The organism is Bacillus sp. PAMC28571 (assembly GCF_014250435.1).
In the GTDB taxonomy this organism is placed as follows: Bacteria; Bacillota; Bacilli; order Bacillales; family Bacillaceae; genus Bacillus; species Bacillus safensis.
Genome location: NZ_CP060191.1, coordinates 1,215,582 through 1,230,069 on the forward strand (window position 1 = coordinate 1,215,582; position 14,488 = coordinate 1,230,069).

Genomic DNA, 14,488 nt, shown 5'->3' on the forward strand with positions numbered 1-14,488 from the left:
GGATACAATTCTTATCTAAATGGCTCTTTGTTTTCATATTTAAACCGGGCAATGAGTAAGCAGAAGTAGCATAGTACCCCAAACAAACAAGAAATAAAGAATGAATGAGCCAGCGCGTAACCAAGTGCAAGATGAGAATAAACAGACATCACACCTGAAATGGCTTGAAGTGTAATCAGAATGGCTGAAATGATCCATCCATAATACAGCTGCTTCTGTTCTTTATAATGTTTCATGGCATGGAACATAGCGACAAATATCCAGACGAATAAAAGAAGTGCTGCTGCTCGGTGAGACATTTGAACCCATTGATTAAAATACGTTGGAAGCGCACCGTCTTTTGAACAAAACGGGAAGACAGAACAAGCAAGGCTTGACTTTGTATGTCTCACATAAGCGCCCGTATATACCACGATATACGTATACGTGATCAACCCATAAATATGGAACTGCATTTTTTTGCCGATATGAAGCGGCTTCACAAGCTTTGTTTCAGATCTGGTTGCTTCAAAGACAAGAAGTGCAAGCAGTAATACTGAAGCAAATGAAATGAGTGAAATACCGAAGTGCAGTGCCATTACAAGTGCGTTAGAACCAAATACGACGGCAAGAGCTCCTAACAGCGCTTGAAGCATTAAGAATATAATGGACATGATGACCAAAAATTTGGTTTCACGGAATACTGGACTAATTTTTTTCCAGCATAAGACCGCCAGTGCCAGAACAAGAATGGTGGAAACCCCTGTTGACATGCGGTGACTCCATTCGATGATGGAAGCGGGGTTCATTTCAGGAAAGAAACGACCGTGGCAAAGGGGCCACTGTCTACCGCAGCCAAGACCCGAACCGGTTTTCGTCACAAGCGCACCGCCAATCAGTACGATCAGCATCACAAACGTTGTGATCACGCTCAATAGCCTTAAAGCAAATTTCATCAAATTATTTCACCTTCTCTAAAAAACTTCTGATGTAAATGAAAACCTCACATGCTCTCAAGTTTAAGCCAAATGCGTGTTCTGTTGCAATTCATAATGACCAAAGTTCACAAAAAAATGATATGTTAGTTCACAAAGTTTACAGATTTAGAGTGCTTGATCTTTCTTTGACAGTCTGATAGAAATAGAGGAGAGAATATTTCATTTTGCACCGCCTTCTGAAACACACATATATCCTAATAAATTCACGAAAAGTTCACAAATAACTTCAAGTTTGTCGTTTATTATTTAATAGGATGTTTTTTTACAGCTGTTTATCTTGTATGATAGAGTTGTAATGATTTTACGTGTCATTCGTTCGTTTGAAGGTTTGGGCAAGGGAGGTTATACACATTGGCAAATTCCAAAACAGCCGCGGAAGCAGCTATTCATGGACAAATAGAAGAAACAACAGCGTGGAAAGATTTTCTTGCTCTGATTAAAATGGGCATCGTCAATTCCAATTTCATTACGACATTTACTGGAATGTGGCTTGCTTTTTATTTTACAGATATGAGTTTTCTTGGAAATCTTGATATTGTGCTGTTAACAATGATTGGTTCTTCTCTTATTATTGCCGGTTCATGCGCAATTAATAATGCGTTTGACCGTGATATTGATATATTAATGGAAAGAACAAAAACAAGACCGACGGTTACAGGTAAAATTCAGCCGGGGCAAGCGTATGCATTTGGCATTCTGCTTGTTGTATTAGGACTCATTATGCTTCTGATGACAACCATTACATCAGCAGTGATTGGATTTATTGGAGTCTTTACTTATGCGGTTCTTTACACCATGTGGTCTAAACGCCACTACACCATCAATACAGTTATCGGAAGTGTATCTGGCGCGGTTCCGCCATTAATCGGCTGGACAGCTGTCACAGGTACAATCGACACAACAGCTTGGGTTTTGTTTATGATTATGTTCATTTGGCAAATCCCGCACTTCCTGTCACTTGCGATTAAGAAAACGGAAGATTACCGTAAGGCGGGCATTCCAATGCTGCCAGTTGTTTACGGCTTTGAAGTCACAAAACGCCAGATCATCATTTGGACAGCATGTCTTCTTCCGCTTCCATTTTTCTTAGGTGGATTAGGATGGCCGATTGTCGCACTTGGTACATTGCTTAATATTGGATGGCTTGTTATTGGCCTTATGGGCTTTAAAATGAAAGACATCATGAAGTGGTCAACGCTCATGTTCGTTTATTCATTAAACTACTTAACCATCTTTTTCGTAGCGATGATTATTATTACACTATTCTAGAGTGAAATACACTTTGATCACATCAAAACAATGGCTATATCTTATAACACAACATTTTCTAACAACTATGAAAGCCGCCTGATATTCAGTTCTATTTAGGCGGCTTTCTGTTTATACATAGATGGTATTTTGAGTAAAAACATCATTTTTTTATGAAAAGAGGAAATGTAAGTGCTTTTATAAGAGGCGGGGGTTATGCATGGGTGAGAAGTGATTTTATAAATAAGAGGTAAAAAGCGAAAGGCAAAGGAGATCAAGCAAAAGGGGTTGGGACAAATTATGATAAGAAAATGGCGTGTTTATTCACTGTTTCTCTTACTGACGCTCGTTTTGGCGGGCTGTGGTGAACCATACTTATCAACACTCAAGCCTGTTGGGGAAGTAGCAGATAAACAGTTTTTCCTAACGGTACTGAGTACACTCATTATGGTTCTTGTCGTCATTGTTGTATCGATCATTTTCTTTTACGTCATCATTAAATTCAAACGTTCTAAAGTGGGAGAAGATACGATTCCAAAGCAGGTGGAAGGGAACCGCAACCTGGAAATCACATGGACAGCGATTCCGATTCTTCTACTCATTATTCTCGTTGTACCTGTTGTGGCATACACGCTTGAACTAGGGGATACAAGCGCTATGGATAAGAAAAAACGAGATCCTGAAAAGACACTTGTTGTTAATGTAAGAGCCAGCTTATATTGGTGGGAATTTGAATACCCTGATTATGGGATTGTCACAAGTCAGGAATTGATCGTACCAACAGATCAAAAGGTATATTTTAAGCTGAAAGCGTCCGATGTCAAACACTCATTCTGGGTTCCATCGGCTGGCGGTAAAATTGATACAAACACAGATAATGAAAACAAATTTTATTTAACCTTTGACTCGAAACGAACGAAAGATGCAGGGGAATATTTCTACGGGAAATGTGCGGAGCTGTGCGGGCCGTCACATGCTTTAATGGACTTTAAAGTTAAAACGCTTTCTCAAGATGAGTTTTTAGGATGGACGAAAAAGATGGCTGATTACAAGAAGCCTGAATCCACAAAGGATCTCGCTTTAGAGGGTGAAAAGCTATTTAAAGAGAAAAATTGCTTAAGCTGTCACGCAGTAGAGCCTGGTGACGAACGGCCGGAAGCAGCAAGAACTGCACCAAACCTTGCGACCTTCGGAGAGCGGACGAAAGTAGCTGGAATTAAAGACATGAACAAAGAAAATGTGAAAGCATGGCTGAAAGATCCAGAAAGCTTTAAACCAGGTAATAAGATGACAGGAACGTACCCTAAATTAAATGACTCAGAAGCAGATGCACTTTACGAGTATTTAAAAGGTCTTAAAATCGAGTAACAACTAGAGCAGATATTCAAGAGGGTATGTGATCGATGTGAAGTTTTTGTTAAGAGCTCCCGAATATGTCTCTACAACCGAGAAGTCGTCATCTGTCAGACATAGTCTGCTTAAAGGATCGTGAAGAAAGACATCTATATGAAAAGGGGCAAATGGGAGATAAGAGGGGGATTTCATGGTGAGTACAATAGCTAAAAAGCGGGGGTTTGGCGCTGTCTTATGGGATTACTTGACAACGGTTGACCACAAAAAAATTGCCATATTATATTTAGTGGCAGGGGGATTTTTCTTTTTGGTTGGCGGCCTAGAAGCGATGTTTATCCGTATTCAGCTAGCCATCCCTGAAAATGATTTTGTCAGTGCAGGGGTTTACAATGAAATCATGACGATGCATGGAACGACAATGATTTTCCTTGCAGCTATGCCGCTGTTATTTGCATTAATGAATGCGGTAGTACCAATTCAAATTGGTGCACGTGACGTAGCATTTCCGTTTGTGAATTCACTTGGTTTTTGGTTATTCTTTTTCGGAGGAATTTTCTTAAACCTTGGATGGTTTATGGGCGGAGCACCTGATGCAGGCTGGACTGCATACGCTTCGCTCACGCTGAATTCAGAAGGTCATGGAATGGATTTCTACATTTTAGGTTTACAGATCGCGGGTATTGGTACGCTGATTGCAGGAATTAACTTTCTTGCAACGATTATTAATATGAGAGCGCCTGGTATGACGTATATGAGAATGCCGCTCTTTACTTGGACGACATTTGTCGCCTCCGCACTTATTTTATTCGCATTCCCTCCGCTGACAGCAGGGCTTGCGATGCTGATGCTTGATAGAATGTTTGACACGAGCTTTTTCAATCCAGAGCTTGGAGGAAATACAATCATCTGGGAGCATTTGTTCTGGATTTTCGGACACCCGGAAGTATATATCTTGATCCTGCCGGCATTCGGAATCTTCTCTGAGATCATTCCGGTGTTTGCAAGAAAAAGATTGTTTGGTTACTCGTCCATGGTGTTCGCTACTGTATTGATTGGTTTCCTTGGATTCATGGTGTGGGCGCATCACATGTTCACTACGGGGCTTGGACCTATCGCCAATGCGATCTTTGCTGTAGCGACCATGGCAATTGCGGTGCCAACAGGAATTAAAGTATTCAACTGGCTGCTCACGATATGGGGCGGTAATGTGAAGTTTACAACGCCGATGCTTTATTCTGTTGCCTTTATTCCGTCGTTCTTACTTGGCGGGGTAACTGGGGTCATGCTTGCAGCAGCTGCAGCGGATTATCAGTTCCATGATACGTATTTTGTTGTCGCGCATTTCCATTACGTCATTATCGGCGGGGTTGTATTCGGTATTCTAGCAGGTGTGCATTACTGGTGGCCGAAGATGTTTGGAAAAATACTGAATGAGAAGCTTGGGAAAATTGGCTTTGTGCTGTTTTTCGTCGGTTTCCATTTAACTTTCTTTATCCAGCATTTTCTCGGTTTATGGGGCATGCCGCGCCGGGTCTTTACATTCCTGCCAGGTCAGGGTCTCGAGCTTGGGAACTTAGTCAGTACGATTGGAGCACTGTTTATGTTTGTAGCTGTTGTGATCATGCTGATTAACATCATCTGGACAACAGCAAAAGGAGAGCGGGTATCGAGCGATCCTTGGGGAGATGGAAGAACACTTGAATGGGCAGTTTCTTCGCCTCCGCCAGAATACAACTTTAAACAGCTGCCGCTTGTGAGAGGACTAGATCCATTATGGATTGAAAAAATGGATGGTAAAAAAGGAATGACAGCATCTGAACCGCTCGATGATATTCACATGCCGAATAACTCCATTTTGCCTGTCATTATCTCATTCGGTCTATTTGTGTCAGCGTTTGGTTTCATGTATCGTCAAGAGCACAGCTGGGGGCTTCCGGTGATCTTCATTGGTCTTGGTATTACGTTTGCGACTATGCTCGTTAGGTCTTTGAAAGATGATCATGGATACCATATTCACAAAGAAGATTTGACTGACGACGATGATAAAGGGGTGAAAGCATAATGGAACCACAAAAAATGACGGCGGAAACCTTTCCGGCTTCTCCTGAGAAAGCCACGTTAGAAGGGAAGAATAAGTTTGTCGGGTTCTGGCTGTTTCTTGGAGGAGAAACCGTTCTGTTTGCATCGCTTTTCGCCACGTATTTGGCGCTGAAAAACTCAAATGCAGGCGGAGCAAAAACAACTGATATGTTTGACCTCACACTTGTCTTTATTGCCACAATGCTTCTATTAACGAGCAGTTTAACGAGTGTGTATGCCATGTATCATATGAAAAACTTTGCCTTTAAAAAGATGCAGCTTTGGCTTGGTATCACGGTCCTTTTAGGTGCTGGATTTTTAGGGGTTGAGATTTATGAGTTTTATCACTACGTGCATGCGTATGAATTTACGATTACCAGCTCAGCTCTTGGTTCTTCCTTCTATACACTTGTAGGAACTCACGGAGCTCACGTCGCCTTCGGACTTTGCTGGATTACCGCTCTCATGATTCGAAATATGAGACGCGGACTCGATTTATACAATGCACCGAAATATTATGTGGCAAGTCTCTATTGGCACTTCATTGATGTTGTGTGGGTCTTCATCTTTACCGTTGTATATTTAATGGGAATGGTGGGATAAGAATGGGAAATAAAAACACAAATCAGTCCAAAGTCGACCTTGTATATCGTAAAAAGAAAAATGCCGAAGAAATGAAGCATCAGCTCATTTCTTTCGGCTTGATGATTGGATTAACATTTGTTGCGTTTTTAACGATCGCCTCAGAAGACGTTGGAAATTGGTTCGCTGTACCGTTTATTTTACTGCTTGCAGGCATTCAGGTGGCTTTTCAGCTTTATTATTTTATGCACATGAACCAAAAAGGGCATGAAACACCCGCCTTGTTTCTATACTCAGGTGTGTTTGTTGCGTTTATTACCGTATTAGCCTTTTTGACCATTATATGGTGGTAAACCCGCTTTGCCCTTGAAGGAGGCGCAGCAATGGAGAACTTAGAAATATTCGGATTTCGGGCATTATGGAGCCCTTATTATTTGACTTGTATTGTGATAGCAGCTGCTCTTTATCTGCTTCTTGTGACAAAGGGGAAGCACCGTGCGACGGTGAAAGAGAAAACGTTATTTCTGACGGGGCTTGTTCTGTTATATGCTGTGAAAGGGAGCCCAATTGATTTAATGGGGCATATTATGTTTAGTGCACATATGGCGCAAATGGCAGTGCTCTATTTAGTCATCCCGCCTCTCCTTATTACAGGATTGCCTGCAGCCATCTGGGAGCGGATCATTCAAACACCAGGTATTCAAGCCGTTTTCCGTTTGTTTTCCAAGCCTTTAATTGCACTGCTTGGGTTTAACGGCTTGTTTTCGCTGTATCACATTCCGCTTGTGTTTGATTTTGTGAAAACAGATCCGTTTTACCACGCATTGATGACGGTTGTTATTTTTATCGCTGCCTTTTTCATGTGGTGGCCGCTTGTCCATAAAGTTCAAAGTCTGCCGCAGATCACAGGCATTTTGAAGCTTGGATATATCATGGCAGACGGGATATTGATGACTCCGGCCTGTGCACTCATCATGTTTAGTGAGGCGCCGATCTATGCAACCTATTCTGATGCAGGTGCATGGATACAAGCACTGCATTTATGTGTGCCAAGTGATATGCTGGCAGGTCTTGCTCTCACTGGCCCTGATATGTTCCACACTTTGCCGCTGCTAGAGGATCAGCAGCTAGGTGCCATTTTGATGAAAATTATTCAGGAGATTGTGTACGGCTCTATTCTTGCTGTTGTCTTCTTTGACTGGGCAAGAAAAGAAAGAGCAAAAGATGCCGTACCAGATGCGCTTATTCCGAAATATGAATAAAAAAGCACAGCCGACTGGCTGTGCTTTCATCTTAGAAAAAGGGCTAAAAGATCATTTTAGCCTTGTTTTATGCTTCAGCCGTCATGGCTTCTAGTTTTTCCTTCAGCTGTGCAAGTGTTTTTTTGCTTGATTGGATGAGAGACTTAGGGAATTCTTCGCCTTCGCCATATTCAACGCCATGTGGATAATAGTGTTTTCCAAGTAATGGTGTTAGAAGCTGGATGTGTGCCTTTTTGGAACCGACATCTCCTTCAGTGGCGTAGCCGGAAATTCGTAAATAAAAGGTTCCCTCTACCATGCTGTACTTTCTGTCGTACGTCACACGCTCATAATCCCATTGATCGGCTCGTACAAATCCTTCACTTTCCATAATGAAATCTAATTTATTTAAGTCAGCTGATACCTCTTCAATCCCCGTACCTTCAAACTTCACCCAAAACCCCTCCTTATAAAATTTCCCTTTACTGACAATCATAGTATGAAAGCGTTAAACTTTCAACTGTGAAAGGTATGTTCTTTTATAAGCTGGTTACAGTAATAAAGAAAATAACGTATGGAGGAATCAACGTGAAAACAAAAAAAATCAAAGATATTATGACAAAAAAAGTAGTGACATGTCAGCAGGATGACAATACGTATGAAGCAGCAGTCAAAATGAGAGATGCTGACATCGGTGCCATTCCAGTAGTTGACGGAGATCAGCTCGTTGGAATAGTGACAGACCGTGACCTTGTGCTTAGAGGCATTGCAGAAAAAAAGCCAAATTCACAGGAAGTGGGCTCGCTGATGACAAAGGAAGTACTAACAGCTGAAGAAGATGCAACGCTTGAAGAAATTGTCCGGCTCATGTCAGAGCATCAGCTCCGCCGCATTCCCGTTGTGAAAAACGGCGCATTAACAGGGATTGTCGCTCTTGGAGATTTATCAGTCGAAGATTTATCAAATGATCGCGCGGGAGATGCACTGACAGAAATCTCTCAACAGGATCAAGATCATGGACAAGGATTTCTTCATTAAGAGGGGCATATTTTAAATTCGTGTTAAATAGGCTGTATTGTCGTTGATAAATGGAGCAAGTTTTGTTTAAATGACAGTAGAAGGTACTTTTTGTACCTTGCCAATTTAACGGAGGTGTTTATTTGAAAACTGTGCTCAAAACACTCCTCATCCTCCTGATTATATCTGGAACGTACGTTCTGTTTATTCAATATGGATCTTCACCAGAAAAAGAAAACAGCAATGAACCGAAGGTGTCTAATGAAGAAACATCTAGCGATAAGCCGATCAATATCCCGAAAAAGGGGCTCATGTCCTTTATGGGGAAATCTTCAAACGAGGTGCTTAAACAGCTGGGAGAACCAGATCGCATTGATCCTTCCGCATATGATTATGACTGGTGGATTTACAACCAATCGAAGAAGCACTATATTCAAGTAGGGGTAAAGGATAGTAAAGTGGTGACCTTGTTTGCAACAGGAGACGGACTGAATGTAGAACCATTTAAAATCGGTCAAGCCACGAGTGAAGTATTTAAGAAAACACAAATTGCACCTTACATTCATGTAGAGGATGAACAAAATTCATACCGCTTTGAATTCTCAGAAGATGATATGAATACAAGACCCACTGTGAAAGTGGGAGATGATGTGTATGTTCAGCTTTACATGGATAAGTTTGAAAGCACCCTTTCAAGTATCAGGGCCTTCAACGCAGATACATTTGTGAAACAAAAGCCGTATGAGGTCGTCTACCGAGGTCAATTGGTAGAACCTGAGCCGATATCGGGCGAAAAGTGGAAAGATATCGAAACATCCAGTCAAAAACAAATTTTTGATATGACCAATATTATCCGCCATAAGTACAACCTGCCGATCTTAAAGTGGGATGATGAAACCTCTGAAGTGGCCTTCATGCATAGTGAGGACATGAAAGAGAATCATTATTTCTCCCATGAATCTAAAAAATACGGTACGCTGAAAGACCGGTTAGAAAGAGGCGAGGTGGGCTTTCAGCTCGCAGGTGAAAACATTGCCTATAACTATGTCGATGGACCTGCAGCGGTAGAGGGCTGGCTCAATAGTGAAGGTCACAGGAAGGCGTTATTAAATAAAGATTACACGCATCTTGGCGTAGGGGTGAAAGAAAAATATTACACCCAGAATTTCATCAAGAAATCATCTTAAACGAAAGCAGCTGCATAAGTCGCAGCTGTTTTTTTGATGTTTAAAAAGAGGCTCACCAAAATAGATGGTGGTGTATATAGTATAGTAGGCATTTGTATGGGGGGGTGAGGATATGACAAACAAGCAAAAACAAACATCCATTGATGAATTTAAACAATTCGTCAGACGCCATCCGAAGTTAATTCAAGAAGTGCAAACGCAAGAAAAAAGCTGGCAAAGTGTCTATGAGAATTGGGTCATGTTTGGTGAGGAAGATGAGATGTGGTCACCTTACCGGCAATCGAAATCTGAAGACGCTAAAGAAGAAAAAGCCTCTAAGCCAAGTGAAGCAGGAAAAGCTGATTTTATGTCTAAAATGGTTTCTGCTGTGAAAAAAATGGACGCTGATCAAATGAATGAACAGATTAACAAAATGAGCCAGTCTATTTCCTCTTTACAAAGCTTACTCGGCCAATTTTCATCCAATGGTTCAAAGAAAGGTTCATCTGGAGGCAGTCAGCACCCATTCTCCTTCAGGAAAGATTAAGTGAAAGGGGATGCTTCTGGTGCGAAAAGAAGTACAGGAATTTGTCATGGCCGAAGAGGAGCGAATCAAATTCATAAGGCAGCGTCCTATCTGGTACAGACAGCTGACGCGACATCCTGAAAATCTAACGTCCTTTGAATTAGATAAAATGAACTTTTACGAAAAAACCATTCCTCATCGTGTGAGTCAGTTGAGCAATAGCGTCCAAATGGCTGAAATGATGATTCAAATGTTCCAAGCAATGCGCAATCAAAATGGAGCCGGTTGAGGCTTTTTTTGAGTTGATTAAGATGTCTATTTCCTGAGCATCCTATAAAAGTAGATGAAAGGAGAATCAGATGATGAAATGGATGCTGTCAATAGGCGCATTGCTTTTTCTTGTCACCGGGTGTCAAAGTCAACATGGAGAAGAGCAAGTGATTAAGCATGACCGAGCAGTACCAGTCATGCAGCAAGCCCAAAGCGAAATGAAGCAGCAAGGCTTTTTGAAATACAAAGTGCAAGGGTCGTCTGTCTATATAGAAAGTACACTTCAAGATTTTCATCTTCAGCCAGAGCGTCTGAAAAAGAACGAGAAGGCGGGATATTTTACAGTGTATGTAGACGGGAAACGTGCAGGGAATGAGTATACCGCGGCATTTGTGGTCAAGCATCTTTCAAAAGGAAAGCATAAAATGACTGTTGTGCTGAATTCCCGTCATCCAGAATATAAACAGAAAAGAGAAACATGGGATGTATTTGTCACGTAAAAGCATTTTCTGATCCATAGGTTTCGTGGTAAACTATGAATTGGAGGTGCAACATTTATGTATGCGACAATCGAATCTGTGGAGCTCCAAGAGGAAGCAAATCAATTGGCTGCCATGATTCTTCAGTCGGAGGAGGCTGAACATTACCGCAACTGCTTTAAGCGTCTCCAGCAAGACGAAGAAGCCCAACAAATTATTGCCCATTTTACAAAAGTAAAAGAGCAGTATGAGGATGTGCAGCGGTTCGGCAAATATCATCCGGACTATAGAACGATCTCAAAGGAAATGCGTGAGGTCAAAAGAAAGCTAGATCTTCACGATACAGTGGTTGATTTCAAAAAAGCAGAAACAGCGATTCAATCCATCTTAGATGAGATTAGTATTGAAATCGGTCAAGCTGTATCAGCATATATTAAAGTTCCAACAGGGAACCCATATTTTGATGGTCTATCATCATGCGGCGGTGGCTGTGGATCAGGTGGCAGCTGCGGCTGTAAAGTATCTTGACGAGACTTGAATGTCTCGTCTTTTACATAATGAATGAAAAGAATTGAAAAGCGGCAGGTGAAAAGATGGAAACCAAACGTCAAGGGATGGTCGTCTGGCTGCATTCGTTAAAGCAGTCAAAAGCGCTAAGAAAATTCGGGAATGTTCACTATATTTCAAGGAAAATGAAATATGCGGTGATCTATTGTGATATGGATGATCTTGAGCGCCATATGGCTAAACTCAGCTCGTTACCATTTGTGAAACGTGTTGAGCCTTCATATAAACCTTTTATTAAATTAGAGTACGAATCCAAATTGGACAAAGCAAAAGAGTATGATTATAAGGTGGGCTTTTAAAGACACAAAAAAATCCCCGCGGCATCACCCGCGGGGTCCTTCTATTCTTAATGATTCATTAAGGAGAAGGCAAAGGGAGAGGAGAAACCGGAGGAAGAACTTATGGGGAAACGTAAGTCTTCTCCGCGGTTGGCAACAGCACCACATCAGATGCTGTTATAAGTAGTATGACCCCGTATTTCTTGATCTATACATAGAAAATGAATGAATATCATTGCATTGTTCCTTGAGGAGTGATGTGGTAAGATAATGTTGAATTTTTTGTCATAAACAATGACGAATAGAAGCAAGTAGAAAAAGTGGTGGAAAAATGAGAGTCATCTCTGGAACGAGAAAAGGCCGCACACTTAAAGCGGTACCAGGTCAATCAACAAGACCGACGACAGATAAAGTTAAAGAATCAATATTTAATATGATTGGCCCGTATTTTGATGGCGGATGGGCTCTTGATTTATTTGCAGGAAGCGGTGGTTTAGGGATTGAAGCGCTTTCTAGAGGATTCGATCATTGCATATTTGTTGATCGAGATATAAAGGCGATTCAGACGATTAAAGGAAACCTGAATCAATTGTCGCTAATGGATCAAAGTGAAGTGTTTCGAAATGAAGCAAAGCGTGCACTTGCAGCTGTTGTGAAACGAGAGGAATCCTTTCAAGCCATTTTCCTTGATCCGCCCTATAAAGATCAACAGCTAAAAGCACTTCTTGAAATGATTGACGAGCACGCCTTGTTAACAGATGACGGCGTGATCGTGTGTGAGCATGATAGAGATGTGAAGCTGCCAGAAGAAGCAGGGCAGCTCCACATCACAAGACAGGAACTGTACGGATTGACTGGTATTACGATCTATAGAAAGCGGGGAAATTAGCATGGGGAACATAGCCGTTTGTCCGGGCAGCTTCGATCCAGTTACATTGGGGCATTTGGATATCATCAAAAGAGGTGCAAAGATTTTTGATGAAGTGTATGTATGTGTACTAAATAATTCATCTAAAAAACCGTTATTTACTGTTGAAGAACGGTGTGAGCTTATTCGCCAAGCAACAAAGGAGCTGCCAAATATCAAAGTTGAATCGTTTCACGGCCTGCTTGTTGATTATGCGAAGCAAAAAGAAGCCAAAGTTATTTTACGCGGACTAAGAGCTGTGACGGACTTTGAGTATGAGATGCAAGGCACCTCAATGAACAAAGTGTTAGACGATGAAATTGAAACGTTTTTTATGATGACCAACAATCAATATTCCTTCTTAAGCTCCAGCATTGTCAAAGAAGTAGCGAAATATCATGGGGCAGTCAACGATCTTGTACCAAAAGAGGTAGAAGCAGCGCTGAAGGAAAAATTTAATGGATGAGTGCACCCGGCACTCATCCATTTTTTAATTTCCGATAGTATAGCGCGATATACACTATCATACTGCAAAGTGTGATGAATGGACCGGCTTTCACAAGCTGATTCCAAAGCACGCTGCTGAACATGACGACCTGCTGGCTTGCATCAAAGGCACCCGCTGGGAGAGCCATGTCTGATCGAGAGACATAAAGAGGCTTGAATAATAAAAAGGCAAAAACAGCTGCATAAATTCCGTGAAGCAAACGGGCGAAGAAGAACGGTTTAAAGCGGATATCGGTTGCCGCTAAAATGCCGGCGACTTGGGCTTGAACAGAAAACCCGCTGAATCCTAAAATAAAGCTGACGACAATGGTTTTAGCGAGAAGGGTGACTTCCTGTGACCCCGTCATCTGGCTTCCTAATGTGATTTCAAATAAACCGGCAATCATGGCAAGGTCTAATTCTGGCGGAAGATGCATCGTTTGCAGCATATATCCGAGCCCGATGGATAAAAGGTCTGTCACATGGACAACTGACAGCATTTTGCTAAACACAGAAAATAAGATAATAAAACCGCCAATCATAAAGAGTGTTTGGACTGATGACATGACTGCATCACTTAAAATTTGGCCGAGCGGTCTTTTCTCTGCGAGTCTTGCTGTATGAAGAGCATTGAATGCCTCTTTAAACGGCGGGAATAAAAACTTCTTTCGGCTTCTTAGGTGTGCATCATGCCGCGCTTTATATCCCCTCATCGTCACACCAACAGCGAGATTCCCTAAATAATGTGCGCTGGCCAATACAATGCCTAAAGCTGGGTGATGAAAAAAACCAACAGCCACCGCACCGAAAATAAACAATGGATTCGATGAATTTGTAAAGGAAACGAGACGCTCTGCTTCGATTCTCGTCAGCTGTCTTTCCTGTCTGAGTCTTGTTGTTAATTTTGCACCAGAAGGAAAACCTGAAGCCATTCCCATAGCCAGTACAAATCCGCCTACACCCGGCACCCGGAAGATGGGGCGCATAAATGGCTCTAATAATACCCCGACAAATCTGACAATCCCAAAACTAATTAATAGCTCGGACAAAATAAAAAAAGGAAGCAATGATGGAAATACAACCTCCCACCACATTGCAAGTCCATTTTTCGATGCTTGCAAAGAGGCTTGTGGGTGTGTAATCACAGTGGCTGTTAAGAAAATAAAAAAAGCAGCGATGAACAGAGTGTTCCATTTTTTCATGGAGATTTCGCCCCTTGCCGTTATGATCTATTGGCGAGCTCGTGATTATAGAAAAAGAAACTAGCCGAGCCTGTCTTCTATTACTATACGAGCAGTAGGGGCATGTTTAG

General features: G+C 41.7%; 18 protein-coding genes. 15 read left to right on the forward strand and 3 right to left on the reverse strand.

Annotated elements, in window-relative coordinates; translation table 11 throughout:
- Window positions 1-11: 11 nt before the first annotated feature.
- The gene (locus H7F25_RS05995) at window positions 12-935 is read right to left on the reverse strand and encodes a COX15/CtaA family protein (protein WP_103132170.1); all 924 of its coding nucleotides are present in this window, start codon (window positions 933-935) and stop codon (window positions 12-14) included.
- 393 nt (window positions 936-1,328) lie between these two features.
- On the opposite strand from H7F25_RS05995, the gene cyoE reads away from it, so the two are divergent.
- The 6 genes from cyoE (at window position 1,329) to ctaG (ending at window position 7,501) form a co-directional block, all read left to right on the forward strand.
- On the forward strand, window positions 1,329-2,246 hold the full coding sequence (cyoE, locus tag H7F25_RS06000; RefSeq protein ID WP_024424777.1) for a heme o synthase: 918 nt from the start codon (window positions 1,329-1,331) through the stop codon (window positions 2,244-2,246).
- A gap of 279 nt (window positions 2,247-2,525) precedes the next feature.
- The gene (gene coxB / locus H7F25_RS06005; protein ID WP_024426909.1) at window positions 2,526-3,593 is read left to right on the forward strand and encodes a cytochrome c oxidase subunit II; all 1,068 of its coding nucleotides are present in this window, start codon (window positions 2,526-2,528) and stop codon (window positions 3,591-3,593) included.
- A gap of 175 nt (window positions 3,594-3,768) precedes the next feature.
- Window positions 3,769-5,640 (forward strand): cytochrome c oxidase subunit I, encoded by a 1,872-nt coding sequence (gene ctaD / locus H7F25_RS06010; RefSeq protein ID WP_034621096.1) that lies wholly within the window; start codon window positions 3,769-3,771, stop codon window positions 5,638-5,640.
- The gene (gene ctaE / locus H7F25_RS06015; RefSeq protein WP_024424780.1) at window positions 5,640-6,260 is read left to right on the forward strand and encodes a cytochrome c oxidase subunit III; all 621 of its coding nucleotides are present in this window, start codon (window positions 5,640-5,642) and stop codon (window positions 6,258-6,260) included. The genes ctaD and ctaE overlap by 1 nt, the downstream gene beginning before the upstream one ends.
- Before the next feature lie 2 nt (window positions 6,261-6,262).
- A complete protein-coding gene (gene ctaF, locus H7F25_RS06020) occupies window positions 6,263-6,592 on the forward strand; it encodes a cytochrome c oxidase subunit IVB (protein WP_024426910.1) in 330 nt (109 codons plus the stop codon).
- Window positions 6,593-6,622: 30 nt separating this feature from the next.
- Window positions 6,623-7,501: a cytochrome c oxidase assembly factor CtaG gene (ctaG, locus tag H7F25_RS06025; protein WP_144491175.1), complete on the forward strand. Its 879-nt coding sequence runs from the start codon at window positions 6,623-6,625 to the stop codon at window positions 7,499-7,501.
- A gap of 67 nt (window positions 7,502-7,568) precedes the next feature.
- Here the strand turns inward: ctaG and H7F25_RS06030 are convergent, their stop codons facing one another.
- Window positions 7,569-7,934: a YugN family protein gene (locus tag H7F25_RS06030; protein ID WP_039178290.1), complete on the reverse strand. Its 366-nt coding sequence runs from the start codon at window positions 7,932-7,934 to the stop codon at window positions 7,569-7,571.
- Between the two features lie 161 nt (window positions 7,935-8,095).
- On the opposite strand from H7F25_RS06030, the gene H7F25_RS06035 reads away from it, so the two are divergent.
- From H7F25_RS06035 to coaD, 9 genes are all read left to right on the forward strand, one after another.
- On the forward strand, window positions 8,096-8,518 hold the full coding sequence (locus H7F25_RS06035; RefSeq protein WP_034663862.1) for a CBS domain-containing protein: 423 nt from the start codon (window positions 8,096-8,098) through the stop codon (window positions 8,516-8,518).
- Window positions 8,519-8,640: 122 nt separating this feature from the next.
- Window positions 8,641-9,684 carry a CAP domain-containing protein gene (locus H7F25_RS06040; RefSeq protein ID WP_058837749.1) on the forward strand — a complete coding sequence of 348 codons (1,044 nt, stop codon included), beginning with the start codon at window positions 8,641-8,643 and terminating at the stop codon, window positions 9,682-9,684.
- Between the two features lie 112 nt (window positions 9,685-9,796).
- Window positions 9,797-10,210 (forward strand): YlbD family protein, encoded by a 414-nt coding sequence (locus tag H7F25_RS06045; RefSeq protein ID WP_024424279.1) that lies wholly within the window; start codon window positions 9,797-9,799, stop codon window positions 10,208-10,210.
- 19 nt (window positions 10,211-10,229) lie between these two features.
- Window positions 10,230-10,478 (forward strand): YlbE-like family protein, encoded by a 249-nt coding sequence (locus tag H7F25_RS06050; protein WP_024424278.1) that lies wholly within the window; start codon window positions 10,230-10,232, stop codon window positions 10,476-10,478.
- A gap of 70 nt (window positions 10,479-10,548) precedes the next feature.
- On the forward strand, window positions 10,549-10,959 hold the full coding sequence (locus tag H7F25_RS06055) for a hypothetical protein (protein WP_225315492.1): 411 nt from the start codon (window positions 10,549-10,551) through the stop codon (window positions 10,957-10,959).
- Window positions 10,960-11,016: 57 nt separating this feature from the next.
- On the forward strand, window positions 11,017-11,466 hold the full coding sequence (locus H7F25_RS06060) for a regulatory iron-sulfur-containing complex subunit RicF (protein ID WP_007499807.1): 450 nt from the start codon (window positions 11,017-11,019) through the stop codon (window positions 11,464-11,466).
- A 65-nt stretch (window positions 11,467-11,531) separates the two neighbouring features.
- On the forward strand, window positions 11,532-11,804 hold the full coding sequence (locus tag H7F25_RS06065) for a YlbG family protein (protein ID WP_024424276.1): 273 nt from the start codon (window positions 11,532-11,534) through the stop codon (window positions 11,802-11,804).
- Between the two features lie 310 nt (window positions 11,805-12,114).
- Window positions 12,115-12,672, forward strand: a complete 558-nt coding sequence (gene rsmD / locus H7F25_RS06070; RefSeq protein ID WP_151863091.1) for a 16S rRNA (guanine(966)-N(2))-methyltransferase RsmD — start codon at window positions 12,115-12,117, stop codon at window positions 12,670-12,672.
- Window position 12,673: 1 nt separating this feature from the next.
- On the forward strand, window positions 12,674-13,156 hold the full coding sequence (gene coaD, locus H7F25_RS06075) for a pantetheine-phosphate adenylyltransferase (RefSeq protein ID WP_024424274.1): 483 nt from the start codon (window positions 12,674-12,676) through the stop codon (window positions 13,154-13,156).
- A gap of 13 nt (window positions 13,157-13,169) precedes the next feature.
- On the opposite strand, the gene ylbJ is transcribed toward coaD, so the two are convergent.
- The gene (ylbJ, locus tag H7F25_RS06080; protein WP_042968177.1) at window positions 13,170-14,378 is read right to left on the reverse strand and encodes a sporulation integral membrane protein YlbJ; all 1,209 of its coding nucleotides are present in this window, start codon (window positions 14,376-14,378) and stop codon (window positions 13,170-13,172) included.
- Between the last annotated feature and the right edge of the window lie 110 nt (window positions 14,379-14,488).